The 24030-nt window shown below is 62.0% G+C and carries 26 protein-coding genes and 1 tRNA gene; 17 read left to right on the plus strand and 10 right to left on the minus strand.

The window, feature by feature from the left end; translation table 11 throughout:
* Positions 1 to 6 precede the first annotated feature (6 nt).
* Positions 7 to 96 (minus strand): K(+)-transporting ATPase subunit F, encoded by a 90-nt coding sequence (kdpF, locus tag ABVQ20_RS25345; RefSeq protein WP_081609884.1) that lies wholly within the window; start codon positions 94 to 96, stop codon positions 7 to 9.
* 393 nt (positions 97 to 489) lie between these two features.
* Here kdpF and ABVQ20_RS25350 point away from each other — a divergent pair, with 393 nt between their 5' ends.
* Positions 490 to 927: a hypothetical protein gene (locus ABVQ20_RS25350; protein WP_354462401.1), complete on the plus strand. Its 438-nt coding sequence runs from the start codon at positions 490 to 492 to the stop codon at positions 925 to 927.
* A 6-nt stretch (positions 928 to 933) separates the two neighbouring features.
* On the opposite strand, the gene ABVQ20_RS25355 is transcribed toward ABVQ20_RS25350, so the two are convergent.
* Both ABVQ20_RS25355 and ABVQ20_RS25360 read right to left on the minus strand, forming a co-directional pair.
* Positions 934 to 1434 (minus strand): DUF1036 domain-containing protein, encoded by a 501-nt coding sequence (locus ABVQ20_RS25355; protein WP_354462402.1) that lies wholly within the window; start codon positions 1432 to 1434, stop codon positions 934 to 936.
* 233 nt (positions 1435 to 1667) lie between these two features.
* Positions 1668 to 2120, minus strand: a complete 453-nt coding sequence (locus tag ABVQ20_RS25360) for a cupin domain-containing protein (RefSeq protein WP_354462403.1) — start codon at positions 2118 to 2120, stop codon at positions 1668 to 1670.
* Positions 2121 to 3059: 939 nt separating this feature from the next.
* Between ABVQ20_RS25360 and ABVQ20_RS25365 the strand changes: the two genes are divergently transcribed.
* Both ABVQ20_RS25365 and ABVQ20_RS25370 read left to right on the plus strand, forming a co-directional pair.
* The gene (locus tag ABVQ20_RS25365; RefSeq protein WP_354462404.1) at positions 3060 to 3230 is read left to right on the plus strand and encodes a Flp family type IVb pilin; all 171 of its coding nucleotides are present in this window, start codon (positions 3060 to 3062) and stop codon (positions 3228 to 3230) included.
* A gap of 979 nt (positions 3231 to 4209) precedes the next feature.
* Positions 4210 to 4590 (plus strand): hypothetical protein, encoded by a 381-nt coding sequence (locus ABVQ20_RS25370; RefSeq protein ID WP_354462405.1) that lies wholly within the window; start codon positions 4210 to 4212, stop codon positions 4588 to 4590.
* Between the two features lie 157 nt (positions 4591 to 4747).
* Here the strand turns inward: ABVQ20_RS25370 and ABVQ20_RS25375 are convergent.
* Positions 4748 to 4837 (minus strand) — tRNA-Ser (locus tag ABVQ20_RS25375).
* 363 nt (positions 4838 to 5200) lie between these two features.
* Between ABVQ20_RS25375 and ABVQ20_RS25380 the strand changes: the two genes are divergently transcribed.
* The 5 genes from ABVQ20_RS25380 to ABVQ20_RS25400 all read left to right on the plus strand — a co-directional run bounded on the left by ABVQ20_RS25380 (position 5201) and on the right by ABVQ20_RS25400 (position 8874).
* On the plus strand, positions 5201 to 5920 hold the full coding sequence (locus ABVQ20_RS25380; protein WP_354462406.1) for a hypothetical protein: 720 nt from the start codon (positions 5201 to 5203) through the stop codon (positions 5918 to 5920).
* A 110-nt stretch (positions 5921 to 6030) separates the two neighbouring features.
* Positions 6031 to 6357: a hypothetical protein gene (locus ABVQ20_RS25385; RefSeq protein ID WP_354462407.1), complete on the plus strand. Its 327-nt coding sequence runs from the start codon at positions 6031 to 6033 to the stop codon at positions 6355 to 6357.
* A gap of 71 nt (positions 6358 to 6428) precedes the next feature.
* The gene (gene msrA / locus ABVQ20_RS25390; RefSeq protein WP_354462408.1) at positions 6429 to 7094 is read left to right on the plus strand and encodes a peptide-methionine (S)-S-oxide reductase MsrA; all 666 of its coding nucleotides are present in this window, start codon (positions 6429 to 6431) and stop codon (positions 7092 to 7094) included.
* Between the two features lie 211 nt (positions 7095 to 7305).
* On the plus strand, positions 7306 to 8295 hold the full coding sequence (locus tag ABVQ20_RS25395; RefSeq protein WP_354462409.1) for a BMP family lipoprotein: 990 nt from the start codon (positions 7306 to 7308) through the stop codon (positions 8293 to 8295).
* 138 nt (positions 8296 to 8433) lie between these two features.
* Positions 8434 to 8874 carry a GNAT family N-acetyltransferase gene (locus tag ABVQ20_RS25400; protein ID WP_354462410.1) on the plus strand — a complete coding sequence of 147 codons (441 nt, stop codon included), beginning with the start codon at positions 8434 to 8436 and terminating at the stop codon, positions 8872 to 8874.
* Here the strand turns inward: ABVQ20_RS25400 and ABVQ20_RS25405 are convergent.
* Entirely contained in the window at positions 8869 to 9258 is a 390-nt protein-coding gene (locus tag ABVQ20_RS25405) for a hypothetical protein (RefSeq protein WP_354462411.1), read from the minus strand. The genes ABVQ20_RS25400 and ABVQ20_RS25405 overlap by 6 nt on opposite strands.
* Before the next feature lie 23 nt (positions 9259 to 9281).
* Complete coding sequence (locus ABVQ20_RS25410) at positions 9282 to 9491, minus strand: SlyX family protein (protein WP_354462412.1); 210 nt, start codon at positions 9489 to 9491, stop codon at positions 9282 to 9284.
* 243 nt (positions 9492 to 9734) lie between these two features.
* Here ABVQ20_RS25410 and ABVQ20_RS25415 point away from each other — a divergent pair, with 243 nt between their 5' ends.
* The 6 genes from ABVQ20_RS25415 (at position 9735) to deoA (ending at position 15956) form a co-directional block, all read left to right on the plus strand.
* Positions 9735 to 11267: an ABC transporter ATP-binding protein gene (locus ABVQ20_RS25415; protein ID WP_354462413.1), complete on the plus strand. Its 1533-nt coding sequence runs from the start codon at positions 9735 to 9737 to the stop codon at positions 11265 to 11267.
* The gene (locus tag ABVQ20_RS25420) at positions 11264 to 12403 is read left to right on the plus strand and encodes an ABC transporter permease (RefSeq protein ID WP_354462414.1); all 1140 of its coding nucleotides are present in this window, start codon (positions 11264 to 11266) and stop codon (positions 12401 to 12403) included. The genes ABVQ20_RS25415 and ABVQ20_RS25420 overlap by 4 nt, the downstream gene beginning before the upstream one ends.
* 1 nt (position 12404) lies before the next feature.
* Positions 12405 to 13376 carry an ABC transporter permease gene (locus ABVQ20_RS25425; protein ID WP_354462415.1) on the plus strand — a complete coding sequence of 324 codons (972 nt, stop codon included), beginning with the start codon at positions 12405 to 12407 and terminating at the stop codon, positions 13374 to 13376.
* A gap of 68 nt (positions 13377 to 13444) precedes the next feature.
* Complete coding sequence (cdd, locus tag ABVQ20_RS25430) at positions 13445 to 13837, plus strand: cytidine deaminase (RefSeq protein ID WP_354462416.1); 393 nt, start codon at positions 13445 to 13447, stop codon at positions 13835 to 13837.
* Positions 13834 to 14640, plus strand: a complete 807-nt coding sequence (locus ABVQ20_RS25435; RefSeq protein WP_354462417.1) for a purine-nucleoside phosphorylase — start codon at positions 13834 to 13836, stop codon at positions 14638 to 14640. The genes cdd and ABVQ20_RS25435 overlap by 4 nt, the downstream gene beginning before the upstream one ends.
* Positions 14640 to 15956, plus strand: a complete 1317-nt coding sequence (gene deoA, locus ABVQ20_RS25440; RefSeq protein WP_354462418.1) for a thymidine phosphorylase — start codon at positions 14640 to 14642, stop codon at positions 15954 to 15956. The genes ABVQ20_RS25435 and deoA overlap by 1 nt, the downstream gene beginning before the upstream one ends.
* A gap of 133 nt (positions 15957 to 16089) precedes the next feature.
* On the opposite strand, the gene ABVQ20_RS25445 is transcribed toward deoA, so the two are convergent.
* The 3 genes from ABVQ20_RS25445 to ABVQ20_RS25455 form a co-directional block, all read right to left on the minus strand.
* The gene (locus ABVQ20_RS25445) at positions 16090 to 16653 is read right to left on the minus strand and encodes a TIGR02281 family clan AA aspartic protease (protein ID WP_354462419.1); all 564 of its coding nucleotides are present in this window, start codon (positions 16651 to 16653) and stop codon (positions 16090 to 16092) included.
* A 127-nt stretch (positions 16654 to 16780) separates the two neighbouring features.
* Positions 16781 to 17410, minus strand: coding sequence for a uracil phosphoribosyltransferase (gene upp / locus ABVQ20_RS25450; RefSeq protein WP_015315749.1), 630 nt, complete (start codon positions 17408 to 17410; stop codon positions 16781 to 16783).
* 85 nt (positions 17411 to 17495) lie between these two features.
* Positions 17496 to 18470, minus strand: a complete 975-nt coding sequence (locus tag ABVQ20_RS25455; RefSeq protein WP_354462420.1) for an adenosine deaminase — start codon at positions 18468 to 18470, stop codon at positions 17496 to 17498.
* Between the two features lie 134 nt (positions 18471 to 18604).
* Here ABVQ20_RS25455 and ubiE point away from each other — a divergent pair, with 134 nt between their 5' ends.
* The 3 genes from ubiE to coaBC all read left to right on the plus strand — a co-directional run bounded on the left by ubiE (position 18605) and on the right by coaBC (position 22557).
* A complete protein-coding gene (gene ubiE, locus ABVQ20_RS25460) occupies positions 18605 to 19381 on the plus strand; it encodes a bifunctional demethylmenaquinone methyltransferase/2-methoxy-6-polyprenyl-1,4-benzoquinol methylase UbiE (RefSeq protein WP_354462421.1) in 777 nt (258 codons plus the stop codon).
* Between the two features lie 67 nt (positions 19382 to 19448).
* Entirely contained in the window at positions 19449 to 21023 is a 1575-nt protein-coding gene (ubiB, locus tag ABVQ20_RS25465; RefSeq protein WP_354462422.1) for a 2-polyprenylphenol 6-hydroxylase, read from the plus strand.
* Positions 21024 to 21084: 61 nt separating this feature from the next.
* Entirely contained in the window at positions 21085 to 22557 is a 1473-nt protein-coding gene (gene coaBC, locus ABVQ20_RS25470; RefSeq protein WP_354462423.1) for a bifunctional phosphopantothenoylcysteine decarboxylase/phosphopantothenate--cysteine ligase CoaBC, read from the plus strand.
* 6 nt (positions 22558 to 22563) lie between these two features.
* On the opposite strand, the gene ABVQ20_RS25475 is transcribed toward coaBC, so the two are convergent.
* Entirely contained in the window at positions 22564 to 24003 is a 1440-nt protein-coding gene (locus ABVQ20_RS25475) for an MFS transporter (protein WP_354462424.1), read from the minus strand.
* Positions 24004 to 24030: the final 27 nt, after the last annotated feature.

Consider the following 24030-nt stretch of genomic DNA (forward strand, 5'->3'; position numbering starts at 1 on the left):
CGGCGATCAGAAACGTTCTGGGCGAACGAGGGCGTATGTCAGGTAGGCAAGCAGGAACAGCGTCACACCGCCACCGAGGATATAGTCGACAAGCATGGTTCGATCCTTTGCTTAAATTCTGTCACAGGCTTTGACGTAGACGAGGGCCAGGGCAAAAAACAAAAGCCCTAACCCGACAAGAATGATGTCCATCACGCTGTTCCTTATTTCTGCTTGTATTTTGAGCCCTTGGTCGAAGGGCTCAAAATACCGTGAAAACGGGCCGCTCCATTTTCAAATGGCACGGCACCCGAAATCTTTCTCAGGCGGAATATGGACCCGATCGCCATAAAGGTTCGAGACGGGGCGGTGCGGAAAGAAATAGGAATTTTATATAGATTTTGACCCGACCCTATGGTCGAACCGGGGCAAGCGGCTCATGTTGCCGCCACGGTGCCGCAACACGATTGTCCAACCGCAGGCTGCTCGCCCTGCAATGAGAGCTCAACAATGAAGGAAGTCGAACACATTCCCAATTCGCGACTTAAGGAACGCGAGAAGATCGGGCCGCATCTTACCAAGCATGAACAGGTGGGCCTGAACGGGCGAATAGCCCTCATCATCACCAACTCTGTCGGCACCATGTGGTGCGCCTATATCTTCGCGGCGATCGCCCTTATCAGCTTGCCCGCTGCCATCCAGGGCGGAGTGGCAACGCTGATCGCCTGGATCGCCCAGACATTTCTGCAACTGGTACTGCTGTCCGTGATCATGGTGGGCCAAAAGGTTTCGGCCGCCGCCTCGGACAAGCAGGCGCTGCAGACCTACAAGGACGCCGAGGCGCTGTTGAAGATCCAGGACGAGGTGCACCGGCTCATCAAGATCAACAATGACCTGACCGAAGAGATTCACCGGGCGGTCACGGCAAAGGGAACGACAGCGGCGTGAAAAGTGTCACTGTTCAACTGCGCCAGTCGCGTCTGATGTGACTTGGCCACCTTCCAAAATCGTAATCGTTTCTGTGATCGGACCGTCTTTCGCCCGAAACGACTTTTCGTACGTGCTGAACGTTGGCTTCTGAGCTTCGGGCTTAGTATGGTCAGCCTGATAGAATTGAAAGTCCCCTTCAACATTCCAAAATTTCTTACCGTCCTTGCTGGGCCACGAGTCCCTCGCACGTCCCCTGCCTTGCTTGTAGAAATTGGTTTCGCCTCGCCAGTAAAATTCCGAGACGGCTATCGCACTGTCGAACTCTTCGCACTTACCGGTTTCTACTCCAAGCCAACCACGCGATAGCCAGTCCAAGGCATCGCCGTTAGCTTGAAATTGCTGATAGGCAATTGAAAAATACACTTCATATGGATAGTTATTGCAAAAGATTATTCGAGCGCTAACCGGCGTAGCTATCGCCATAATTGTGCTTGCGCCCATGAGCGTTACTGAAACTCGCTTCATTCCAGATCACCCTGCCGCGTCATATCAGGGGAAACGACCTTAAGAAGGCTCGTCGTGTCCTAGTGCGAGCCTGGGGCGATACATTAGCCCCGGGAAATATTATTCGGCAATCCTGTCTTGCGCCACTGGCCGGGATATTTGAGGGTCACGGCTAGTTTCATCGTGCTCGTCGGATGCGCTGTCCGATCGTGGGACAGCGCATCTTGACCCTGCCGCCCATTTTGGGCAGCGGATCATTTCTTGCTCGGGTCATCCGCCGGATTGACGTATGTGATCGCGAACGGACCTTCGCCGTGGACCTGAACAATCGTGGCGCTGGTCGTCCAGGCAAAGTGGTTCATCTGAGCCGGTGCAACGCCAAATCCGCCTGCCGTCAGGTGCATGCCCTTTGCCTCATCAAGCTTGTCGCCCATACCAATGTTAAAATCGCCGGACAGCACCGTGACATATTCCGAAGTCGGATGGTTGTGAGCGGGAATCTTGTAGTTGGCGGGCATCTGCAGCCTAAGAACAAAGATGCCGTCTTTCGACGGGTCTCCGGCGACCACCGCCATTTTGGCGCCTGCGGGGAGGAATGGCGGAACCGGACCCCATTTGATGGCGTCGGCATTGACCGGCATATCGTCGGCGAGCAACGGCGCCGTGCTGACCAGGAGGAGCAGTACGGCCGAAGTGAATTTGAACATGCGAAATCTCCATTGGGAATGCCGGGCAAACTTGGCCAGGCACGTAATTGATCCAACTCTGTGCATTGGCTTGGTGTCGCGGATACCTCCGAATTGAAGCTCGCGTCGACACAGCTTCTAAAAGCACACCCTCCGATCGCGCGGCGTTGGAGCTAGCGTGGAACCAACCGTGGAAACGCGCATGCTCCCCGAGGCGCTGTTAATAATTCAAGACGAGGTGCACCGGCTCATCACGATCAACAATGACCTGACCGAAGAGATCCGCCCGCGGTTGCGGCCAAGGGAACGCCGGCAGCGTAGCGATGGTGCGCCGTCGGCCTCGCCCGTAGCGCGAACTGGCATCGAACGGTATCCACGAGCGACCTCCCGACGTGACAGGGTGGCTACGGCGATCTCCATTGTAGGGTCGCCGCAAAAAAGGCCCCGCGCAGCTAGACCACGCGGGGCTTAAATCCTTCTTCGCAACAGCAAGTTAGCCACCTCTGACTGGTTTGGCGACTTACGGATTTGTAAACTCCCAGAGCCTCGCCAAAGCTTTGCACCGCAGACTGGCCACCCCCGCAGGGCAAGAGGCACCAACCTTCCGTCACGTAAGAGCAACAGGAAGCCAACCTTAAATTGGCGCAGATGCATGATGATCTGGTGTGGCGAGCAAAATGCGGGCGCCACAGGCCCGGTGCCGCGTTCGGACCTCTGAAACGGGAAAGCACGTTGCCGCGGGCGGGGAGCTTGAGGCAACGGGCTTTAGCTCTAGGGCCGAGGCGAAACGCAACGCGCCTCGCACGGTTGAGCATGGACATGGCCTGTGAGCGAGACCTTAACCGCATCCAGACAATTTTACCGATCGCGGCGTCGACTGGTTAAAAACGAACCATGTTTGTTTACCTGCATGAAATTAGCTGTCGCTAATCTGACGCCAACAGAGTCGGGGCTTGAAAAATGCAACTGGTAGCAAAATTTCTGCGCGACGAATCCGGCGCAACAGCCATCGAATATGGTTTGATCGCGGCACTCATTGCCTTGGCAATTATGGTTGGAGCAGGCGCGCTAGGAAACGCGCTTAATGCCCAGTTCACGTCAGTTGCCACCACCCTAAACAGCGCTCCGTAAGCAGTCCAGCGACCAGCCCGCCGGCGTTGGTTGCGTCTGATATTCGGCGATGGCGGTGGTGCACTGTTCGCGCTTGTCGAAGGTGCTGGGTAGCACGACCAATCCAGCCCGCCACCGTGAGGCAGCGGGCGCTTGCGCTGAAAGGCTCCCGAAAAGCAAAAGCCCGCCCCGGCTTGAGCCGAGACGGGCGTTTCTAACCAATCCAGATCGATTATCCGAGCGGCGGTGGCGGCGGCGTCGACCCAGATGATGACGGCATCGCAGTGACCTGAGACAGGCATTCACGCTTAACCAATGTAGGCTTTTCGTACTTCTTCATGGATCACCCCGATTGTAGATGCACCTCAATGAGGAAAAAGGTGCGCTGTGTAAAGCAAGCCTGCGAACTCACCCAGAAAAGGTCCGCCACAGGCAGCGGGCAAGAGAGGTGGAGCTGGGATCAACCAGCGTATGGTCAACGAGCGGCGGCGGGTTGGTTGCGAGAGGCGGCGGACGAAATATTGTTGGTATACATCCGATATTTTGTGTCTAATATTTCGATCAAAGTAGATTCGAAGTAAAAAATAGCGGCCGACCCTTGCGGGACGCCGCCTCCATCGTCATGGTGTAGATTACGTTCTTGGCTCGTGCACCCCGGCAGTGCTCGTTCGGATGAAAGTCAATCGAAATGAAAATCGAAGTTTTGCACGTAATTGGGGTAAGTAAAAATGCAGAAGACAAGGAAGTTAAGGCAAGTGTCGATAATATTAAGAAAAGATATGAAAAAAGAATCCGAAGCCGACAATTATTTACTCTCATCTAAACATAATCTCATTCACTAAGAGTTCTGGTACTAATAGCAAGTCAACGAAATCATTTACAGCGCTGACGCAATCAATTACTCCTTCGGCTACGCATCCCGCGAAAGTTGGAGTATACGTAGTCTTTAGCTGGGTGCGCTTCGGCCAATACAATCCAGACTTCGAAGAACACGGCAGTTGTGCAGTCGTCGGCTGCGCCGGCATGTGGTGAGATCGGCGCTGCAAGGGTTGCCCAAAAACAAGCCGCTGTTGCAACTCTCAAGGCCGGGTACGACAGCTACATCATTGTCGACGCGGCCTCTCAAAGCAATGTCCAAGTCGTACAGACGCCGGGCACCTACAACGCGACCGCCGTTGCGAACGGCAACTACGTAACGGCCACGACCACCTACCAGCCTGGCGTGCCAATGGTGATGGGGCACCACAGCCAGTCATTTGCCATTCGAATGTTCAAGAACGGCGAACCGGGTTCCGAGAATGCGCTTTCCGCCCGGGATGCGCTCGGACCGGATTGGCAGAACAAAATGAAAGAGGTCGTGCTGACGTGCTCAAATAGCTAGGAACCCCAACGAGAACCCCGCAATCACAATCTACCGGCAGATCCCGGCTATTGCCACCTGGTCGCCTATCGAACGGCCTATGCCGCTGGGAGAAGTGGGGAAGAATATCGTCTTCCAGAAATCATAAAGCGATTTCAACAAGTTGTTGGAAGAGTTCTGGCGGAGAGAGCGGGATTCGAACCCGCGTTACGGTCTCCCGTAAACACACTTTCCAGGCGTGCGCCTTCAACCACTCGGCCACCTCTCCGTCCTTGCATTTTCGCTGCGGCCGGTTTCGCCGCGCGGGTTGGGGAGATGCATCTCCCTTGGGAAGCCGTTGCGGGAATTCCGCAGCGAAGGTGCCGTCAACCAACGGACATCTCTTTCCCCAGCATCTGAGCCGTCAAAGCAACAGGTGCGGGGCTCATCTAGTCGATCCCGAGCCGAATGCCAAGCCATAATGGCACTCGTCCTGCTTTGTTCGTCGCAGATGGTTTTGCGATGCCGATTTTGCCGCGCTTCCGGTGCGGTTGACGGCGAATGATGTGCACAGGCGGGGCCGCCGGGCCTGTCGTTCTTGACTTCGCGCCGGGTCGCCTGTCGACTGGACCGAGGGGGGAATTGTCCCGAGATGACGTCGACCAACCAACAGCCGGCAAGGCCGCCAGACAACGGGCTTCCCCCAGACAGCGGACTTTCCTATGTGCCGCCCGGATGGGTCGTCTTCGTCATGGCGTGGTCGGTCTATGGCCTGGTCTCGTTCTGGCCGATGATCGGCGCCTACGATGTGCCGGACAACGTCTTCTATCTCATCTACAGCGGCCTCATCGCCAACATCGTCACCATCCTGTGGGGGCTTTATCTGCTCGGCCTCGCCTTCGGCCGTTCGGCGCGTTTCCCCCGCCACTTCACCATCTGGCAGGTTGTCACCATCCTGTGGCTGCTGGCGCGCCAAGCCTATGTGCTGGTGACGCCGAATTTCGCCTTCTATGCCAAGGGGCTGGTCATCACCGCCATCGAAATCGCTGTCGGGCTGCTGTGCATCTATCTCCTTCGCCGCGGCTCGGGCGCCGAGCTGGTCTATTCCAGCCCGGAAACCGAAAGGCCGTCGGTGCTGCTGTCGGTGGTCGCCGCCATCCTGGGGATCATCCTTGGCGCGGCGATCGGCGCCGTTGCCGGGTTTGCCGCCGGCTCGCTGATCGCCGATGCCACCAGCATGAGCTGCTTCGAGGGTGGCTGTGGCTATTTTGCCCTGTTCATCGGGCTTGGCGGGCTGGTGATCGGCGCGATTGCTGGCGGCGTTTTCGCGGTCTGGCGCGTCAACCGGCGAAAGAAGAGGCCGGCAGCCTAGCCTTGTCTCAAATTCGTGTGTCGTGATTGCGCACTATCCATGCGCGCACTATGTCTGGCTTCGAAACAGGCATTGAAAAGCCTGGTGATATCCCAGGGGAAAAGGTCTGGATGATCCGCTTCGTTTTCCGTCTTGCAGCCATGGTTGCGCTGGCCATTTCCGTGATCATGGCGGTGCTCGACACGACCCGCTCTGTTGCTGCGTCGGCATTGGTCATGACCCCGCTCAACGCCAGCTGGCTCGCTGTCTCGCCGGATACGCGCAGCGCGTTCGAGACTTTCGTTCGCGCCAAGACCAATCCACTGGTGTGGGATGGCGCCATCGCCTGGGTGCTCAACCAGCCCGGCTTCGCGGTGTTCGCGGTGCTTGCCTTCCTGCTCTATACCGTCGGCTACAGGCGCGAGCGGCCCAAGGGGCAGTTCGCCCCGACCTCTTGATTTCCCGCCCGACCTCTTGATTTCCCGTTTGTGATCTCCGGCATCCCAACACAGACAGAAAGGCAGACCGCATGTTCTTTCTCAGCGACATGCTGAACAAGAAGCTCAATTTGCCGAAGCCCTCGGAGGCGCTGCCGGGACGCGCCAAGGCGATGCCGACCGCCTCCAGGCATCACGTGTCGAAGAGGCCGCTCAAGGGGCCTTATCCCGAAGGGCTGGAAACGGCGATGTTCGGGCTCGGCTGCTTCTGGGGCGCGGAGCGGCTGTTCTGGCAGATCGAGGGTGTGTGGGTGACGGCGGTCGGCTTCGCCGGCGGCGTCACGCCCAACCCGACCTATCAGGAAACCTGCACCGGCCTTACCGGTCACACCGAGGTCGTGCTCGTCGTCCATGATCCCGAGGTCGTGTCCTACGCGGAGCTGTTGAAGCTGTTCTGGGAAAGCCACGATCCGACGCAAGGCATGCGCCAGGGCAATGATGTCGGCACCACCTATCGCTCGGCAATCTATACATTCGGGGATCGGCAATACGAGGCGGCGATCGCATCGCGCGACGTCTACGAAGCATCCCTGCGGAGCGCCGGACGCGGCAAGATCACCACCGAGATCGCGGCAGCACCGGTGTTCTACTTTGCCGAACAAGACCACCAGCAGTATCTGGCGAAGAACCCCCATGGCTATTGCAACATGAAGGGCACGGGCGTCGTCTGCGCGATCCCCTCCGCCATTTCGGCCTGAAGCCCTCGACAGCAGGAATTAACCGTGGCGTCGTCCCATGGCGCCATGCTTTTCCAAAAGGTCAAAATTCCGCGTGAATTTTGTTTCGGGCCGTGCCAGATTGACCGAGAGCGGGGGGAAATACACTCCTGCCTGACGTCGCGTGCCTGCCGGTGAACCGGGCAGTCAGGCGATGCGTAACGGAAAAAATAACCGACAGGGTGTGGATCACATGAAACGTATCGTTCTCGGCCTCTTGGCCGCAACCGCAATGGTTCTTCCGGCTTTCGCCGCGGATGTCCAGCCGGCCATCCTCTACGATCTCGGCGGCAAGTTCGACAAATCCTTCAACGAGGCGGCCTATCACGGCGCCGAGAAGTTCAAGACGGAAACAGGCACGCCCTATGTCGAGTTCGAGGTCTCCAATGCCTCGCAGCGCGAGCAGGCGCTGCGCCGCTTCGCCGAGGACGGCCACAACCCGATCGTCATGGCCGGCTTTGCCTGGGAGGATGCGCTGAAGAAGGTCGCGGCCGAATATCCCGATCTCAAATTCGCCATCATCGACGATGCCGTCGACCTGCCCAATGTCCGCTCGCTGGTATTCAAGGAGAATGAAGGTTCCTACCTCGTCGGCATCATGGCCGCGATGGCTTCCAAGTCGAAGAAGGTCTCCTTTGTCGGCGGCATGGATATCCCGCTGATCCGCAAGTTCGAATGCGGCTATGTCGGCGGCGCAAAGTCGGCAGGTGCGACCGAAGTCATCCAGAACATGACGGGCGACACGCCGGCGGCGTGGAACGACCCGTCCAAGGGCGGCGAAATCGCCAAGACGCAGATCGATCAGGGCTCCGACGTGGTCTATGCCGCCGCCGGCGGCACCGGCGTCGGCGTGCTGCAGGCGGCGGCTGATGCCGGCAAGCTTGGCATCGGCGTCGATTCCAACCAGAACGGCCTGCAGCCCGGCAAGGTGCTGACCTCGATGATGAAGCGCGTCGACGTCGCCGTCTACACCGCCTTCATGGATGGCAAGAACGGCACCTTCAAGGGCGGCCTCGAGAACCTCGGCCTCAAGGAAGGCGGCGTCGACTACGCCATGGACGATAACAACAAGGCGCTGGTGACCGACGCCATGAAGGCCGCCGTCGAAAAGGCCAAGGCCGACATCATCGCCGGCACGATCAAGGTGCACGACTACACGGCTGACAACGCCTGCCCGTATTGATCGGCGCGGACATATAGCCATGACTTGCAAACCGCCGGGCGAAAGCCCGGCGGTTTTCCTTTGCCGGTTCGGGCGAGGCCTTCACCTGCCCCGAGACAACAACATTCCGGGACCACGATGCAGCCGACAGTCGAACCCATGACCGAGCGTGATGTCACCGCAGTCGCGCAACTGCGCCTGGCCGCCTTTTTCGAAGGAACCGGAAGAACCCTCGAAGAGGATGAGGCCGCGCTTCGCCAGTTGCTCGGCGGGGGCGCGTTCGAGGCCGCCTATGTGGCGCGGATCGGCGATGTGTTGGTCGGAACCTGCCTCATGGTCCGCCACGAGTTGGAGCCCGCGCATGATCTGACGCCGTGGCTTGCCGGGCTTGTTGTCGAGGCGGGGCATCGAGGTCGAGGAGTTGGCATCGCGCTGGTCAGGGCGATTGAAGCCCATGCGCTAACGATGGGCGTGGAGACACTCCACCTCTACACATGGGAAGCGCGTGATTTCTACGCATCGCTCGGCTGGGACACGGTCGAGGTTTTCAGCCAGGACGGCGAAACGATGGTCCTGATGTCGCGCAAGCTCGGATCATGATCCCCTGGCGAGATAACCGAGCACGAAAGCCGTGACGAAGGCTAGCGCCGTCAGCAGTCCACGCCGGCCGCCGAAGACGTGCAAGCCCCTTGCGTAGGGCGGGCGGGCCAGGCCACGGATCACCGGTCGTTTCAGTCCATCGGTATCCGGACCGTCCAGGTGCATCTGCGGCATCTCGGCGATGCGCCGGGTGATCAGCTTCCAACGCTCCTCGCCGTCGGACGGGCGATCGAAGACATGCATGCGTTCTGCAAGTTGCACGACCGCGTCGCGGAAAGCGGGATCGAGTTCCAGGTCCCGCTCGGCGCGTTGCCGTTCCCTGTCGTCCATCAGGCCGAGCACATAGTCGCCGGCACGTGCCATGCGGTCGCTGTCACTGGCCATGGCGTTGCTCCCCCTCGTAGCGCTCACCAGTGCGGCGGCTTGGTTATCGGCACGTCGGGCGCCGCCTGCTCCTCCAGCGCCAGGAAACGGTCGGTCAGCGCGTCGAGCTTGCGCTGCATGCGCTCGATCACCTTCCATTGCTCGGCGATCTGTCCAGACAATTCCTCGATGATCTTCTCCTGCTCGGCGGCGCGGATTTCCAGAGCCGTAAGCCGGTCGTCGGGCATGGTCATTTCAATCCTCGGTCCTTCGCCATTCCCGTCGCGGGCGGCCATCCGTATTCCATCCGCTGCGCGGCTTCGCGAGCGAATTCGAATTCGCCACATTAGCGAATGTGAAGGCTTCGGCCACGTTCGAAATTGACAACCGCACGGGGATTTGTCGAGAGTGCAGCGGCTCCGGCCAATTGGCACGGGCGGAGCGTCATGCTAGGCGTTTTGACCAAGCGATAAAAAAATAAGAGTGGGACAGGCTGCATGGCGCAAGCCGCAATCGAGCTGATCGGCATCAACAAGAGTTTTGGCGCCGTGCGCGCCAACCGCGACATCAACCTGGAGATCGCACGCGGCACCATCCACGGCATTGTCGGCGAGAACGGCGCCGGCAAGTCGACACTGATGTCGATCCTCTATGGCTTCTACCAGGCCGACAGCGGCGAGATCCGCGTCGGCGGCAAGCCGGCGTCGATCAAGACACCCAATGACGCGATCGCGCAAGGCATCGGCATGGTGCACCAGCATTTCATGCTGGTCGATAATTTCTCGGTGCTGGAAAACATCATTCTCGGCGCCGAAAGCGATGCGCTGCTCAACAAGAGCATCGCCAAGGCGCGTTCCGAACTGGAGCGCCTGGAGCGCGAATACGGGCTGGAAGTCGATCCCGATGCGATCATCGAGGAATTGCCGGTCGGCCTGCAGCAGCGCGTGGAAATCCTCAAGGCGCTCTATCGCGGCGCCGAAATCCTGATCCTCGACGAGCCGACAGGCGTTCTCACCCCGGCCGAGGCCGATCACCTGTTCCGCATCCTCAAGCAGCTGAAGGACCAGGGCAAGACGGTGGTGCTGATCACCCACAAGCTGCGCGAGATCATGGCCATCACCGACACTGTTTCGGTGATGCGCCAGGGCACGATGGTGGCGACGCGCGAAACGAAGAAGACCACGGTCGAGGAACTGGCCGAGCTGATGGTCGGGCGGCGCGTGCTGCTGCGGGTCGAAAAGGGCGAGGCGGCGACCGGCGGCGTCAAGCTTGCGGTCAACAACCTGACGGTGAAGGACTCTCGTGGCGTCACCATGGTCGACGACGTCTCCTTCGATATTCGCGCCGGCGAGATCGTCGGCATCGCCGGCGTCGCCGGCAACGGACAATCCGAACTGCTCGAGGCGATCTCGGGAATACGGCGCGCGGTCTCTGGCTCGGTCATGCTCGACGGCAAGCCCATCGACCTCACCGGTGCCGCCGACCCCGGCGAGCTGCGCGACCGTGGCCTCGCCCATGTGCCGGAGGACCGGCATCATGTCGGGCTGGTGCTGGCCTTCGAGGAAAACGAGAATTCGATCCTCGGCTATCACGACGACCCACGCTATTTGAAGGGGCCGTTCCTCAACATCGATGCCATCGTGGCCGATGCCAAGGACAAGATCGAGAAATACGACATCCGCCCCGGCAATCCGCGCCTGAAGACCGCCAATTTCTCCGGTGGCAACCAGCAGAAGATCGTGCTGGCACGGGAAATCGAGCAGGATCCGGGCGTGCTGATCGTCGGCCAGCCGACACGTGGTGTCGACGTCGGCGCCATCGAATTCATCCACAAGCGCCTCATCGCCATGCGCGACCAGGGCAAGGCCGTGCTGGTGGTGTCGGTCGAACTGGATGAGATCCGCTCGCTCTCCGACCGCATCCTGGTGATGTTTGCCGGCCGTATCGTCGGCGAACGCGGCGGCGACGCGACCGAAGGCGAACTCGGGCTGCTGATGGCCGGTGTCGAGCATCAGGAGGCGGCGCAATGAGCACCCCATACGCCAAGCTGCCGGCCTGGGCCGACTACGGGCTCATCCCGCTGATCAACCTGTTCGTCGCCTTCGTCGTCGCCGGCTTCGTGGTGCTTCTGGTCGGAGAAAATCCGTTCCGCGCCGCCGTCATCCTGGTCGAAGGCGCCTTCGGCAAGGGCACGGGCATCGCCTTCACGCTGTTCTACGCGACAACCTTCATCTTCACCGGGCTTTCGGTGGCGGTTGCCGCGCATTGCAGCCTGTTCAACATCGGCACCGAGGGGCAGGCCTATTTAGCCGGCCTCGGCATCGCGGTCGTCTGCCTCAGCTTCGACAGCGTGCTGCCGTGGTGGCTGCTTTTTCCGCTGGCCATCCTGGCCTCGGCTGCGGTCGGCGCGCTGTGGGCGCTCATCCCCGCTTATCTGCAGGCAAAACGCGGCTCGCACATCGTCATCACGACGATCATGTTCAACTTCATCGCCGCCTCGATCATGGTCTACCTCCTGGTCGGGGTGTTGAAACCGGCGGGATCGCAGGCGCCGCAGACGCGCAACTTCCTTGGCGGGGCCGAACTTCCGAAGCTCAACTGGATTATCGAACTGTTCGGCGCCAAGATACGCTCGGCGCCGCTCAACATCTGCTTCCTGCTGGCGCTGATCATGGCCTTTCTGGTCTGGGTGCTGATCTGGCGCACCAAGCTCGGCTATGAGATGCGCACCTATGGCCACAGCCCGAAGGCGGCGCGCTATGCCGGCATTTCGGAAACCCGCATCATCATCACAGCCATGATGATCTCCGGCGCGCTGGCCGGCATGATGGCGCTCAACCCGACGATGGGTGATCAGCACAATGTCGCGATCGACTTTGTCTCGGGCGCCGGTTTCGTCGGCATCGCGGTGGCGCTGATGGGCCGCCTGCACCCCATCGGCATCGTGCTGGCTGCCATCCTGTTCGGCATGCTCTACCAGGGCGGCGCCGAGCTTGCCTTCGAAATGCCGGCCATCAGCCGCGACATGATCGTCATCATCCAGGGCCTTGTCATCCTGTTTGCCGGGGCGCTCGAACACATGTTCCGGCCTTACATCCAGTCGTTGTTCGCGTCATTCAGCCCGGGGGCGGTCGGCATGGAAGCCGTCAAGGGGAAGGGGGCCTGAGATGGACATCTTCAACGCCATCATCCAGACGCTGGACTCGACCATCCGCCTGTCGGTGCCCTTGCTGCTGGCCTGTCTCGCCGGGCTCTATTCGGAACGGGCCGGCATCTTCGACATCGGGCTTGAAGGCAAGATGCTGGTCGGCGCCTTTGCCGGCGCGGCTGCCGCTGCGGTCTTTCACTCGGCCTTTATCGGCCTCGGCATGGCCATCCTCATCTCGGTCGCTTTTGCCATGGTGCATGGCTTCGCCTCGATCACCCATCGCGGCAACCAGATCGTGTCCGGCGTCGCCATCAACTTCATTGCAGCGGGATCGACCATCATCCTCGGCCAAGCCTGGTTCCAGCAGGGCGGGCGCACGCCGGCGCTGGGTGCGGGCGAGCGGTTCTCGCCGATCACCTTGCCGGGTGCCGAAGCGGTCAAGGACGTGCCGATCCTCGGGCAGATCTATTCCGAGCTTCTGTCGGGCCATTCGGCGCTGGTCTACCTCGCTTTCCTGATGGTGCCGTTCACCTGGTGGGTGCTGTTTCGCACCCGCTTCGGCCTGCGCCTGCGCGCCGTCGGAGAGAACCCGGCGGCTGTCGATACGGCCGGCATATCTGTCGCATGGCTGCGCTACCGGGCGCTGATCTGCACGGGCATCCTGACCGGCGTCGCCGGCGCCTACCTGTCGATGGCGCAGAATGGCGGCTTCGTGAAGGACATGACCGCCGGCAAGGGCTACATCGCGCTGGCGGCACTCATCTTCGCCAAATGGAAGCCGGTCAACGCCATGTTCGCCTGCCTGCTGTTCGGCTTCCTCGACGCGCTGTCGATCCGACTGCAAGGCACGCCGCTGCCCATCATCGGCAAGGTGCCGGTGCAGTTCATGCAGGCGCTGCCCTATATCCTCACCGTCATCCTGCTCGCCGGCTTCATCGGCAAGGCCATTCCGCCGCGCGCCGGCGGCGTACCCTACGTCAAGGAGCGCTGAGCATGACTGGAAACCACGGCCTCGGCCACAACCGGGTTTCGGACACGATCATGGCGGAGAACGACTGAATGTCCCACGATCTGTTCGAAGCGGCCAGGACCGCCATGGCCAAGGCCTATGCGCCCTATTCGAAATTCCCCGTTGGCGCTGCTCTTCGTACTGAGGACGGGCGTGTCTTTGCCGGCGCCAACATCGAGGTTGCTTCCTATCCGGAAGGCTGGTGCGCCGAAACCACGGCGCTCGGCCACTACATCATGGGCGGCGGCGGCAAGATCACCGAGATCGCCGTTGTCGCCGAGCGCATGGCCAAATGCTCGCCCTGTGGCGGCTGCCGGCAGAGGCTGGCCGAATTCTGCCGGCCGGAAACAAAGCTCTATCTCTGCGACAATGGCGGTGTGGTCGAAACCGTGACCATGGGCCAGATGCTGCCTTACGGTTTCCAGGGCGACATCCTGAAATGAAAGAGGCGCTCGATCATCTCGTCGAAAGACTGGACGGATTGGCGCCCGCCACCGCGCTGGTGCTGGGCTCCGGCCTGGGCGGGCTGGTCGACCAGATCGAGAACCCGATCCGTATCTCCTACGCCGACCTGCCGGGTTTCCCCCGAAGCGGCGTCACAGGCCATGCCGGCGAAGTGGTGGCGGGGCTGTTTGCCGGTGTGCCGGTGCTGATGCTTTCCGGCCGCGCCCATTACTACGAACACGGCGTTGCTGCCGCAATGCGGCCGGTGCTGGAAGTGCTCGCCGGCATCGGCATCACAAAACTGATCCTCACCAATGCCGCCGGTTCGGTCGATTCCGACATGGGGCCGGGCTCGGTGATGCTGATCACCGACCATATCAATTTCTCCGGCACCAACCCGCTGATCGGCGAGCCCAGCGACCGCCGTTTCGTCGGCCTGACGGAAGCCTATGATGCCGGCATCCGCAAGGCGATCGAGCGCGCGGCGAAGGCGACCGGCACTCCCCTTCACAGGGGTGTCTACATGTGGTTCTCCGGGCCGTGCTTCGAGACACCTGCGGAAATCCGCATGGCGCGCGTCATGGGCGCCAATGCGGTGGGCATGTCGACCGTGCCGGAGGTCATCCTTGCCCGCTTTCTTGGCCTGCGCGTGGCCGCCTGTTCGGTCATCACCAACCTTGCCGCCGGCATGACCGGGGCCGAGCTTTCGCATCAGGAAACCAAGGACATGGCACCGGTCGGCGGCGCGCGGCTGGCAACCATCCTCCAGCGCCTGTTCCGCGACGGGTTGCCGGAGAGCTGATGCTTCCGCAGGAAATCATCCGCCGCAAGCGCGATGGCCAGAAGCTGTCGGTGCAGGAGATCACGTCCCTCGTCAGCGGGGTGACGGATGGTACCGTCTCGGACGGCCAGGTCGGCGCCTTCGCCATGGCGGTGTTCTTCAACGGCATGAGCCGCGACGAGGCGGTGGCGTTGACGCTGGCCATGCGCGATTCCGGCGATGTGCTCGACTGGTCCGACCTGCCCGGCCCGGTCACCGATAAGCATTCGACAGGTGGTGTCGGTGACAACGTCTCGCTGATGCTGGCGCCGATCGTCGCCGCCTGTGGCGCCTATGTGCCGATGATTTCCGGCAGGGGCCTTGGCCATACCGGCGGCACGCTGGACAAGATGGATTCCATTCCCGGCTATACCAGCCAGCCGGACATCCAGCTGTTTCGCAAGGCGGTGCTTGAAACCGGCTGCGCCATCATCGGCCAGACCGCCGACCTCGCACCCGCCGACCGCCGGCTCTATGCGATCCGCGATGTGACGGGCACGGTCGAATCCGTGCCGCTGATCACCGCCTCGATCCTGTCGAAGAAGCTGGCGGCCGGCCTGCAATCGCTGGTGCTCGACGTTAAGGTCGGCAATGGCGCCTTCATGGAGAAGTCGCGCGACGCAACGGCACTCGCCAACAGCCTGGTGGAGATCGCCAATGGCGCCGGCCTCAGCGCCTCGGCGCTGGTCACCGGCATGAACGAGCCCTTGGCGTCCGCGGCCGGCAACGCCGTCGAGGTGCGCAACGCCGTGGATTTCCTGACAGGCCGTTTCCGTGATCGCAGGCTGGAGGATGTAACGCTGGCGCTGGCGGCCGAGATGCTGCAGTCGGCCGGGATCGTGTCGTCTAACCAGGACGGCATGCGGCGTGCCAGCGAGACGCTCGCCAGCGGCAGTGCCGCGGCGGTCTTCGGCCGCATGGTGGCAGTCCTTGGCGGTCCCGCCGATTTCGTCGAGAAGCCCGAGAAATACCTGCCGAAGGCAGATACGGAATTCACCGTCGAGGCGCCGGGAAACGGCTTCGTCACGGGCATCGCCACCCGTGACATCGGGCTTGCCGTGGTCGGGCTTGGGGGCGGGCGCACGCGGCCGGACGACAAGATAGACCATGCCGTCGGCATCACCCGGTTGTTGCCGATTGGTGCGGAGGTGCGGACTGGTGAGGCGCTGGCGTTGATCCATGCACGCACGGTCCCGGATGCGGAGGCGGCGGCTTCGGCAGTGCTTTCAGCCTACAGTATCGGAGCCTCGAAGCCAGGCGCGGACAAGGCGGTCATCCGGCGGATCCTGCCGCGCTGATTTTTGCTAGAGCCCATTCCGCCCGACAGGATCGGGTCGGGGCTCTATCTGTTCGTTTGAGCATGATCTCTGGACAAACGGGGACCGTTTGTCCGAGAAAGCCGGATTCCACCTTTCGGGATCATGCTCTAGATCACTGAACGAGCAGCAGCGCGCCGTTTTCGACCTGGTATTTCTGCAGCCGCGTGAGGAAGCTCATGCCGATGAGATTGGTTTGAAGCGCCTTGTCGTCGAGCACGACCGCCTGGACGTCATCCAACTGGATGTTGCCGATCTGCAGCCGGTCGACCGTCACAACCGCGGCCTTGATCGTGCCATTGGCAGTGTTGACCTGGCGCGTGAAGTCGGAGGGGTTCAGCGACAGGCCGATCCTGCGTGCCGTCGAGGTGTTGATGGCTACCAGCGTCGCGCCGGTGTCGATCATGCCGTCGACCTGACGGCCGTTGAGCTTGAACTGCGAGGTGAAGTGCCCGCGCGCATCCGCCTCGACCACAAACTTGCGGCCGAGCGGCTGCGTTATCGCCGGCTTGTCCTGTAGCGCCGCGAGTTTCACATCCGGTTGCGTATCCGTGGCCGGCCTGGCGGCGACCGCCGATCTCAGCAATCCCTCGATAAGCCGAGGGTTTGACTGATAGACCATCGGGATCGATGCCGCTATTGCGGCAGACGCGCCAAAAATGAGAATTGTACGCAGCATGGCTCAACCTTTTGAGGGTTGATCCTTAGTCCGGACATGGTGTTTGCCGCTTTAACGCGCGTCGAAACCACACCTTTGCGTAAACAACCGGTAAACGCGGTCGCAGCTGGGCAGCTTCGAGAAACGGCTATTTGGTTCCGTACATGCGGTCGCCGGCGTCGCCGAGGCCGGGCATGATGTAGCCCTTCTCGTTGAGCTGGCGGTCAATGGAAGCGGTGAAGACGGGAACGTCCGGATGCGCCTTGGTGAAGCGCTCGATGCCCTCGGGCGCCGCCAGCAGGCAGAGGAAGCGGATGTTGGTGGCGCCGCGTTCCTTCAGCTTGTCGATCGCCGCGATCGCCGAATTGGCGGTCGCCAGCATCGGATCGACGACGATGACCAGGCGGTCTGCGAGGTCGCTCGGCGCCTTGAAGAAATACTCGACCGCTTCCAGCGTTTCGTGATCGCGGTAGAGGCCGACATGGGCGACGCGGGCCGCCGGCACCAGGTCGAGCAGGCCTTCCAGCAAGCCGTTGCCGGCGCGCAGCACCGAGGCGAAGACCAGCTTCTTGCCTTCCAGGGTAGGCGCTTCCATCGTCTCCATCGGCGTCTCGATGGTTGTCGTGGTCAGTTCGAGATTGCGGGTGACCTCATAGCCGAGCAGCAGCGAAATCTCGCGGAGCAATCTGCGAAAGCCGGCCGTCGAGGTCTCCTTCTTGCGCATGATGGTGAGCTTGTGCTGGACAAGCGGGTGGTCGACGACGGTGACGCCCTTCATGGTGCTCTCCTGATCTTTCATTTGAAGAGACCCTAGCTTCTATGCGCCGGCCAAGGAACCGCCTGTGGCCGCCGGACCACAGATTTCAGCGTGCGGCGCCGTTGAGGCGGGCAAGCAGGGCCGTTTTCGTCTTGCGGTCGACGAAGGCGGCTTCGATCGCGGTCCTGGTGACCGCCGTGAGCGCCTTCTCGTTCATCGAGAAGTGCTCGGAGGCGATGTCGTATTCGCGCTTCAGCGAGGTCCAGAAATAGGGCGGATCGTCGGAATTGAGCGTCACCTTGCAACCGGCCGCTTGCAGGGCGGGAAAGGGGTGGTCGGCAAAACTGTCGAAGACCTTCAGCGCGATGTTGGAGCCGGGGCAGCATTCCAGCACGATGCCTTCGTCGGCGATGCGCCGGACAAGGTCGGGGTTCTCGATGGCGCGCACGCCATGGCCGATGCGCGAGGGGCGGATATGGTCGAGCGCTGCCTGGACGCTCTCCCAGCCCATCAGTTCGCCGGCGTGGATGGTGATGCCAAGGCCGGCCTCGCGCGCGATCTCGAAGGCGCGCACGTAGTCCTCGAAGTCCCCCATCCGCTCGTCGCCGGCGACGCCGAAGCCGGTCACCAGCGGATGTCCGCAGCGTGCCGCGAAGCGCGCCGCCTGCTCGATCGATTCCACGCCGACGTGGCGCACGCCGGTGACGATCATACGGCCTTCGATGCCCGTCTTGGCCTTGGCGCGGGCCATGCCTTCGCCAAGCGCGTCCGTATAGGCCTTGGGCGACAGTCCGGCCTTCTTCGCATGGTCCGGCGAGGTGAAGACTTCGGAATAGATGGCGCCGTCGCGGGCGAGGCTCGTCAGATAGTGGTCGGCCAGCCGCGCATAGTCCTCCTCCGTCCGGAACAGGTCGGCGGAAAAGTCATAGGCGGCGAGAAAGGAGGTGAAATCGTGCCAGACAAATGAACCGTCCTGGATATAGGGCGAGGTGTCCTTGCCGTATTTCCGTGCCTGGCTGATGACGAGCTCTGGCGCCGCCGCCCCTTCTATGTGGCAGTGCAGTTCCGCTTTCAAAGGCATTCAATCTTCCCGTCTGATCGGTCCAGGTTGCATAGGCCCACCGCCTGGAAGCGCGGCCGAACACCGCGCCTTAAACAATAGCGCCCGCACTGGTGATCGGCTATGGTCCCGCCGATTTTATGACGGATCGAAAAATGTCAGTTGAGAGAACCACGGCCGCCGGCGGCATGGAAACTTCCTATGGTTTCAAGCGTGTAGGGGCTGATGACAAGCAGTCCCTGGTCAATGACGTTTTCCACAAGGTTGCGAACCGCTACGACCTGATGAACGACCTGATGTCGGCGGGCCTGCACCGGCTGTGGAAGGATGCCATGGTTGCGTGGCTGAATCCTCCAAAGAGACAGGGCTGGCGCGTGCTCGATGTGGCCGGCGGCACCGGCGACATCGCCTTCCGCATCGTCGAGGCAAGCCATGGCCACGCCCATGCCACCATTCTCGACATCAATGGCTCGATGCTGGCTGTCGGCCGCGACCGGGCCGAAAAGAAAGGCATGTCGGGCAATACCGATTTCGTCGAGGCCAATGCCGAGGAACTGCCGTTCCCCGACGCCACATTCGATGCCTATACGATCGCCTTCGGCATTCGCAATGTGCCGCGCATCGACGTGGCGCTTGGTGAAGCCTTCCGTGTGCTGAAGCCTGGTGGACGCCTGCTGTGCCTGGAATTTTCCGAGGTCGAGATGCCGCTGCTCGACAAGGCTTATGAGGCCTGGTCGTTTAACGCCATTCCCAAGATCGGCAAGATGGTTACCGGCGACGGCGAGCCCTACTCCTATCTGGTCGAGTCGATTGCCAAGTTTCCCAACCAGAAGAATTTCGCGGCGATGATTTCCCGCGCCGGCTTCGACCGCGTGTCCTTCCGCAACTATTCCGGCGGCATCGCGGCACTTCATTCGGGCTGGAAGCTTTGAGGCCGTCGCGCATTTCACATGATCGATCTGCCTTACGCTGGTTCCGGGAACCGGCGGGAGTGCGGTCATGAGCACGTTAAGCGCCGGGTTCAGGCTCGCACGCGCCGGCTGGGTACTGGTCCGTGAAGGCGTTGTCGCGGCGCTGCCGGGAGAAGAACTGTCCGGCCTGCCGAAATTCGGCTGGCGCGTGGCCCGGCTGCTCACCCGTCGCCGCGCACTTTCCTACGAGCGCAGCGACCGGCTGGGCAAAGCCGTCGTCCGGCTCGGGCCTTCCTATGTCAAGCTCGGCCAGTTCCTTGCAACACGGCCGGACGTCGTCGGCAACGACATGGCGCTCGATCTCGCCATGCTGCAGGACAAGATGCACACGTTTCCGAAGGCGGAGGCCGTGGCTGCCATCGAAGCTTCACTTGGGCGCAAGATCGACGATCTCTACGTCGATTTCGGCGATCCGGTAGCGGCGGCTTCCATTGCCCAGGTTCACGCCGCCGACACCGTCCGCGATGGTGCCGTCACCCGGGTGGCGGTGAAAGTCATCCGGCCGGGCGTGCGCCGCCGCTTCTTCCATGATCTCGAAAGCTATTTCCTCGCTGCCCGCCTGCAGGAAAAATACATTCCGTCTTCGCGCCGCCTGCGGCCTGTCGAAGTAACGGAGACGCTGGCCCAGACCACCAAGATCGAGATGGATCTGCGGCTCGAGGCTGCGGCACTTTCGGAACTCGGCGAGAACACCAGGGATGATCCGGGTTTCCGGGTGCCGTCCGTCGATTGGGAGCGCACCGGCCGCGACGTGCTGACCATGGAGTGGGTCGACGGCGTCAAGATGAACAACATCGCCGGCCTAGAGGCCGCCGGTCATGATCTGAAGGCCATCGCCTCCAACCTCATCCAGTCGTTCCTCCGCCATACGCTGCGCGACGGCTTCTTCCATGCCGACATGCATCCGGGAAATCTGTTCGTCGAGGCCAACGGCACCATCGTCGCCGTCGACCTCGGCATTGCCGGACGGCTCGGCAAGAAGGAGCGCCGCTTCCTCGCCGAAATCCTCTACGGCTTCATCACCCGCGATTATCTGCGTGTCGCCGAGGTGCATTTCGAGGCCGGCTACGTGCCGCGCCAGCACAATGTCGCTGCTTTCGCGCAGGCGATCAGGGCGATCGGCGAACCGATCCACGGCCAGCCGGCCGAGACCATTTCGATGGCCAAGCTTTTGACGCTGCTGTTCGAAGTGACCGAGCTGTTCGACATGGCGACGCGGCCTGAACTGATCCTGCTGCAGAAGACCATGGTGGTGGTCGAGGGCGTGGCGCGCACGCTCGATCCGGCCTTCAACATGTGGAAGACGGCCGAACCGGTGGTCGGCGACTGGATCGCCGGCAATCTCGGCCCGCGTAGCCTGCTGGTCGATGCGCGCGACGGCGCCAAGGCGATGCTGGCGCTGGTCCGCCAGGCGCCCGAGCTTGCCGCCCGCACCGAGCGGCTGTCGCGCGAAATCGATTTGATGGCCGAGCATGGCCTGCGCTTCGACGAAACCACCGCGCACGCCATCGGCAAGGCCGAGGCGCGTTACAGCCGCTCTGGGCGCTGGGCACTGTGGGTGATCGCGCTGACGCTGGTCTATATCGCCTGGAAAATCTTGTGATTGCTGACTTTTGATTGCATTGCTATCATCGCACTCGAAAAGATGAAGCGAGTGCAATCACGTGGCGAGCATCACAATCCGCAACCTGGACGACGACGTAAAGGATCTGCTCAGGCAACTGGCGGCCCAGAATGGCTGCTCGATGGAGGAGCAGACACGGTTGATGATCCGGGCGGCGGTCGAGGGCCGGGCTGGACATGCCGATCGCATCGATCGGATCGAGCAGACCCTAAGCGCGCTTGCGGGTTCGAAGGACCAAGCGGCAACGGTTTTCCCTGCTTCGGGTGGCAAAGTCTCGCGAGGCGCGCTCTCCGGAAAACGCATCCTGCTCATCATCGGCGGCGGCATCGCCGCCTACAAGGCGCTGGACCTGATCCGGCGGCTGCGCGAGCGGGGCGCTGCGGTGCGGGTGGTGATGACATCAGCAGCGCAGGAATTCGTCACCACGCTGTCGGTAGGCGCGCTCTCCGCCGACCACGTCTTCACCGAACTGTTCGACCGCAATGACGAGCATGATGTCGGCCATATCCGCCTGTCGCGCGAGGCTGACCTTCTGGTGGTTGCACCGTCGACCGCCGACCTGATGGCGAAACTCGCCAACGGCCATGCCAACGATCTTGCTTCCACCGTGCTCATCGCCACCGACAAGCCGGTTTTGATGGCGCCGGCCATGAACCCCAGGATGTGGGCGCACCCGGCGACACGGCGCAACCGGGCGACGCTGCAGAAGGACGGCATTGCCTTCGTAGGGCCAGCAAAGGGCGAGATGGCCGAAAGCAACGAGGCGGGCGAGGGGCGCATGGCTGAGCCGCTGGAGATCGTCGCTGCGGTCGAGGCGCTGCTCGACGCCGGGCCGAAGCCGTTGTCAGGCAGGAAGATCATCGTCACGTCCGGCCCGACGCATGAGCCCATCGACCCGGTGCGCTACATCGCCAACCGCTCGTCCGGCAAACAGGGCCACGCCATCGCGGCAGCACTTGCACGTCTCGGCGCGGACGTGCGCCTCGTCTCTGGGCCTGTCAGCATTGCCGATCCGGCCGGTGTCACCACGGTGCATGTCCAGACCGCGGCCGAGATGAAGGATGCGGTCGAACGGCTTCTTCCAGCGGATGCCGGTGTATTCGTTGCCGCGGTCGCCGACTGGCGCACGGAGAATTCGGCCGGTGAGAAGATCAAGAAGGTGGCCGGCGAGGGACCACCGGCGCTGCGGATGGTCGAGAACCCCGACATTCTCGCCGGCGTTGGCCATCACAAGCAGCGGCCGACACTTGTCGTCGGTTTCGCGGCCGAGACGCAGGATCTTGTCGGCAATGCCGAGGCCAAGCTCAGGAAGAAGGGTGCCGACCTTATCGTCGCCAACGACGTGTCGCGTGACAGCGGCGTTGGGTCCTCTGGCGTGATGGGTGGCGACCGCAACAAGGTTCGGATCGTGTCAGAGGCCGGCGTCGAGGAATGGCCGGAGATGAACAAGGACGAGGTGGCGGCAAGGCTGGCCAAGCTGATCGCGGAGCGGCTGACGACGATCGTGGTTTAGCGGCGTTCAACCTGCCGCCGCCATTCGCGGCCGAAGTGCCGCCGAAGAAATCCTCAAGGCGGCGAGGCATCCGACAATGCCGAGCGGCAGGAAGGCCAGGAACAGCCAGGAGGCAACGCTGGCGGCGGCCTCGCGATTGAGGCCTTCGGAAAAACCGCTGGCGTTGGCGACGATGCCCGTCAGCGCCGCGCCCACCGCATAGCCGATGCGCTGCATGGTCGGCACGGCGGCGGAAGCGATTGTCTGTTCGCTGTCCTTCGCGGATGCGACGATGACGCGCGTGAGGAAGGGCCAGGCGATGCCGAAGCCACCACCCTGCAGCAAGGCGCAGAGCAGGATCAGGGGAATGGAGCCCGCCGGCACGGTGTAGGCGAAGCCGGCGATGCCCGCGGCGATCATGACTGCGCCACAGACGATGATCGCACGTTCGCGTTGCGGCGGCGCGTTGGCGACGAGGATCGACAGGATCGACCAGGCGATGGATTCCGCGGCGATGATGTAGCCGGTCGTCAGGATCGGAATGCCGTGCAGGCTGGTCAGCAGCAACGGGCCGTAGACGCCGAACGAGCAGGTCGCCACCGAAAAGGCCGCGACCATGGTCATGCCGGCACCGACCGGCGAGCGCCATGAGAACAGCTGCGACGGGAACAGCCGCGATAGCGGCTTCAGCGCGTCGATGCGGAAGAACAGTATAAGGCCGATGAGGCCGACGGCCATGAGCAGCGATGAGCGCAGCAGCGCGATGTCGACGCCGGCCGAGGCGATCAGCACGACGCTGATGGCAAGACAGCCGAGTGCCGCAAAGGGGAAGGGCGGAGCCTTGCCGTCCGTGGCTTGAGGCTTCTTTGCCTCCGGCGTGTTGAGCACGACGAAGCTTGCCAGCGCCATGGCGGCGCCGCCGAAGGTGAATATGCCGAAGGCCCAGCGCCATGACAGCAACTCGGTCATGATCGCGCCGAGCATCGGCCCGCTGAAGGCGGCAACGCCCCAGATGGCCGACATGATGCCGAAGAGTTGTGGCCAGATGGTGCGCGGAAACAGCCTTTGGACAGAAACAAAGGCCAGCGACACCAGCGCCCCGCCGCCCAGACCCTCGATCAGGCGTCCGGCAAGGAACAGCTGCATCGAAGGCGCCGTGGCACAGATCATGGCGCCGGCCGCGTAAAGCTGTGCGGCGACCACCATGTTGGTGCGCAGCGCCACATAGCTCACCAGCCGTCCGGCGGCCGCACCGGCAACGATGGCGCCAAGTTCGTAGATAGCCAGCGACCAGCCGACCAGTTGCACGCCGGCCAGTTCGCCGACCATGGCCGGCATCACGGTCGCCACCATCGTCTCGTTGGTGGCGTGCAGCAATATGCCAAGGCTGATGAAGCAGAAGCGCGCCAAGTCGCCGCTCGCCCACAGTGCGCGCCAGTCAGCCCTGTTGGTGCCGATGTCAGTCATCTCAAATTTCCCCCGACTTTCCATATC

The sequence above is a fragment of the Mesorhizobium shangrilense genome, from assembly GCF_040537815.1.
Classification (GTDB): domain Bacteria; phylum Pseudomonadota; class Alphaproteobacteria; order Rhizobiales; family Rhizobiaceae; genus Mesorhizobium; species Mesorhizobium shangrilense.

Coding starts and splice junctions, on each gene's coding strand:
- kdpF (WP_081609884.1), bottom strand. CDS start 96: ATGCTTGTCGACTATATCCTCGGTGGCGGTGTGACGCTGTTCCTGCTT.
- ABVQ20_RS25350 (WP_354462401.1), top strand. CDS start 490: ATGAAGGAAGTCGAACACATTCCCAATTCGCGACTTAAGGAACGCGAG.
- ABVQ20_RS25355 (WP_354462402.1), bottom strand. CDS start 1,434: ATGAAGCGAGTTTCAGTAACGCTCATGGGCGCAAGCACAATTATGGCG.
- ABVQ20_RS25360 (WP_354462403.1), bottom strand. CDS start 2,120: ATGTTCAAATTCACTTCGGCCGTACTGCTCCTCCTGGTCAGCACGGCG.
- ABVQ20_RS25365 (WP_354462404.1), top strand. CDS start 3,060: ATGCAACTGGTAGCAAAATTTCTGCGCGACGAATCCGGCGCAACAGCC.
- ABVQ20_RS25380 (WP_354462406.1), top strand. CDS start 5,201: ATGACGTCGACCAACCAACAGCCGGCAAGGCCGCCAGACAACGGGCTT.
- ABVQ20_RS25385 (WP_354462407.1), top strand. CDS start 6,031: ATGATCCGCTTCGTTTTCCGTCTTGCAGCCATGGTTGCGCTGGCCATT.
- msrA (WP_354462408.1), top strand. CDS start 6,429: ATGTTCTTTCTCAGCGACATGCTGAACAAGAAGCTCAATTTGCCGAAG.
- ABVQ20_RS25395 (WP_354462409.1), top strand. CDS start 7,306: ATGAAACGTATCGTTCTCGGCCTCTTGGCCGCAACCGCAATGGTTCTT.
- ABVQ20_RS25400 (WP_354462410.1), top strand. CDS start 8,434: ATGACCGAGCGTGATGTCACCGCAGTCGCGCAACTGCGCCTGGCCGCC.
- ABVQ20_RS25405 (WP_354462411.1), bottom strand. CDS start 9,258: ATGGCCAGTGACAGCGACCGCATGGCACGTGCCGGCGACTATGTGCTC.
- ABVQ20_RS25410 (WP_354462412.1), bottom strand. CDS start 9,491: ATGACCATGCCCGACGACCGGCTTACGGCTCTGGAAATCCGCGCCGCC.
- ABVQ20_RS25415 (WP_354462413.1), top strand. CDS start 9,735: ATGGCGCAAGCCGCAATCGAGCTGATCGGCATCAACAAGAGTTTTGGC.
- ABVQ20_RS25420 (WP_354462414.1), top strand. CDS start 11,264: ATGAGCACCCCATACGCCAAGCTGCCGGCCTGGGCCGACTACGGGCTC.
- ABVQ20_RS25425 (WP_354462415.1), top strand. CDS start 12,405: ATGGACATCTTCAACGCCATCATCCAGACGCTGGACTCGACCATCCGC.
- cdd (WP_354462416.1), top strand. CDS start 13,445: ATGTCCCACGATCTGTTCGAAGCGGCCAGGACCGCCATGGCCAAGGCC.
- ABVQ20_RS25435 (WP_354462417.1), top strand. CDS start 13,834: ATGAAAGAGGCGCTCGATCATCTCGTCGAAAGACTGGACGGATTGGCG.
- deoA (WP_354462418.1), top strand. CDS start 14,640: ATGCTTCCGCAGGAAATCATCCGCCGCAAGCGCGATGGCCAGAAGCTG.
- ABVQ20_RS25445 (WP_354462419.1), bottom strand. CDS start 16,653: ATGCTGCGTACAATTCTCATTTTTGGCGCGTCTGCCGCAATAGCGGCA.
- upp (WP_015315749.1), bottom strand. CDS start 17,410: ATGAAGGGCGTCACCGTCGTCGACCACCCGCTTGTCCAGCACAAGCTC.
- ABVQ20_RS25455 (WP_354462420.1), bottom strand. CDS start 18,470: ATGCCTTTGAAAGCGGAACTGCACTGCCACATAGAAGGGGCGGCGGCG.
- ubiE (WP_354462421.1), top strand. CDS start 18,605: ATGTCAGTTGAGAGAACCACGGCCGCCGGCGGCATGGAAACTTCCTAT.
- ubiB (WP_354462422.1), top strand. CDS start 19,449: ATGAGCACGTTAAGCGCCGGGTTCAGGCTCGCACGCGCCGGCTGGGTA.
- ABVQ20_RS25475 (WP_354462424.1), bottom strand. CDS start 24,003: ATGACTGACATCGGCACCAACAGGGCTGACTGGCGCGCACTGTGGGCG.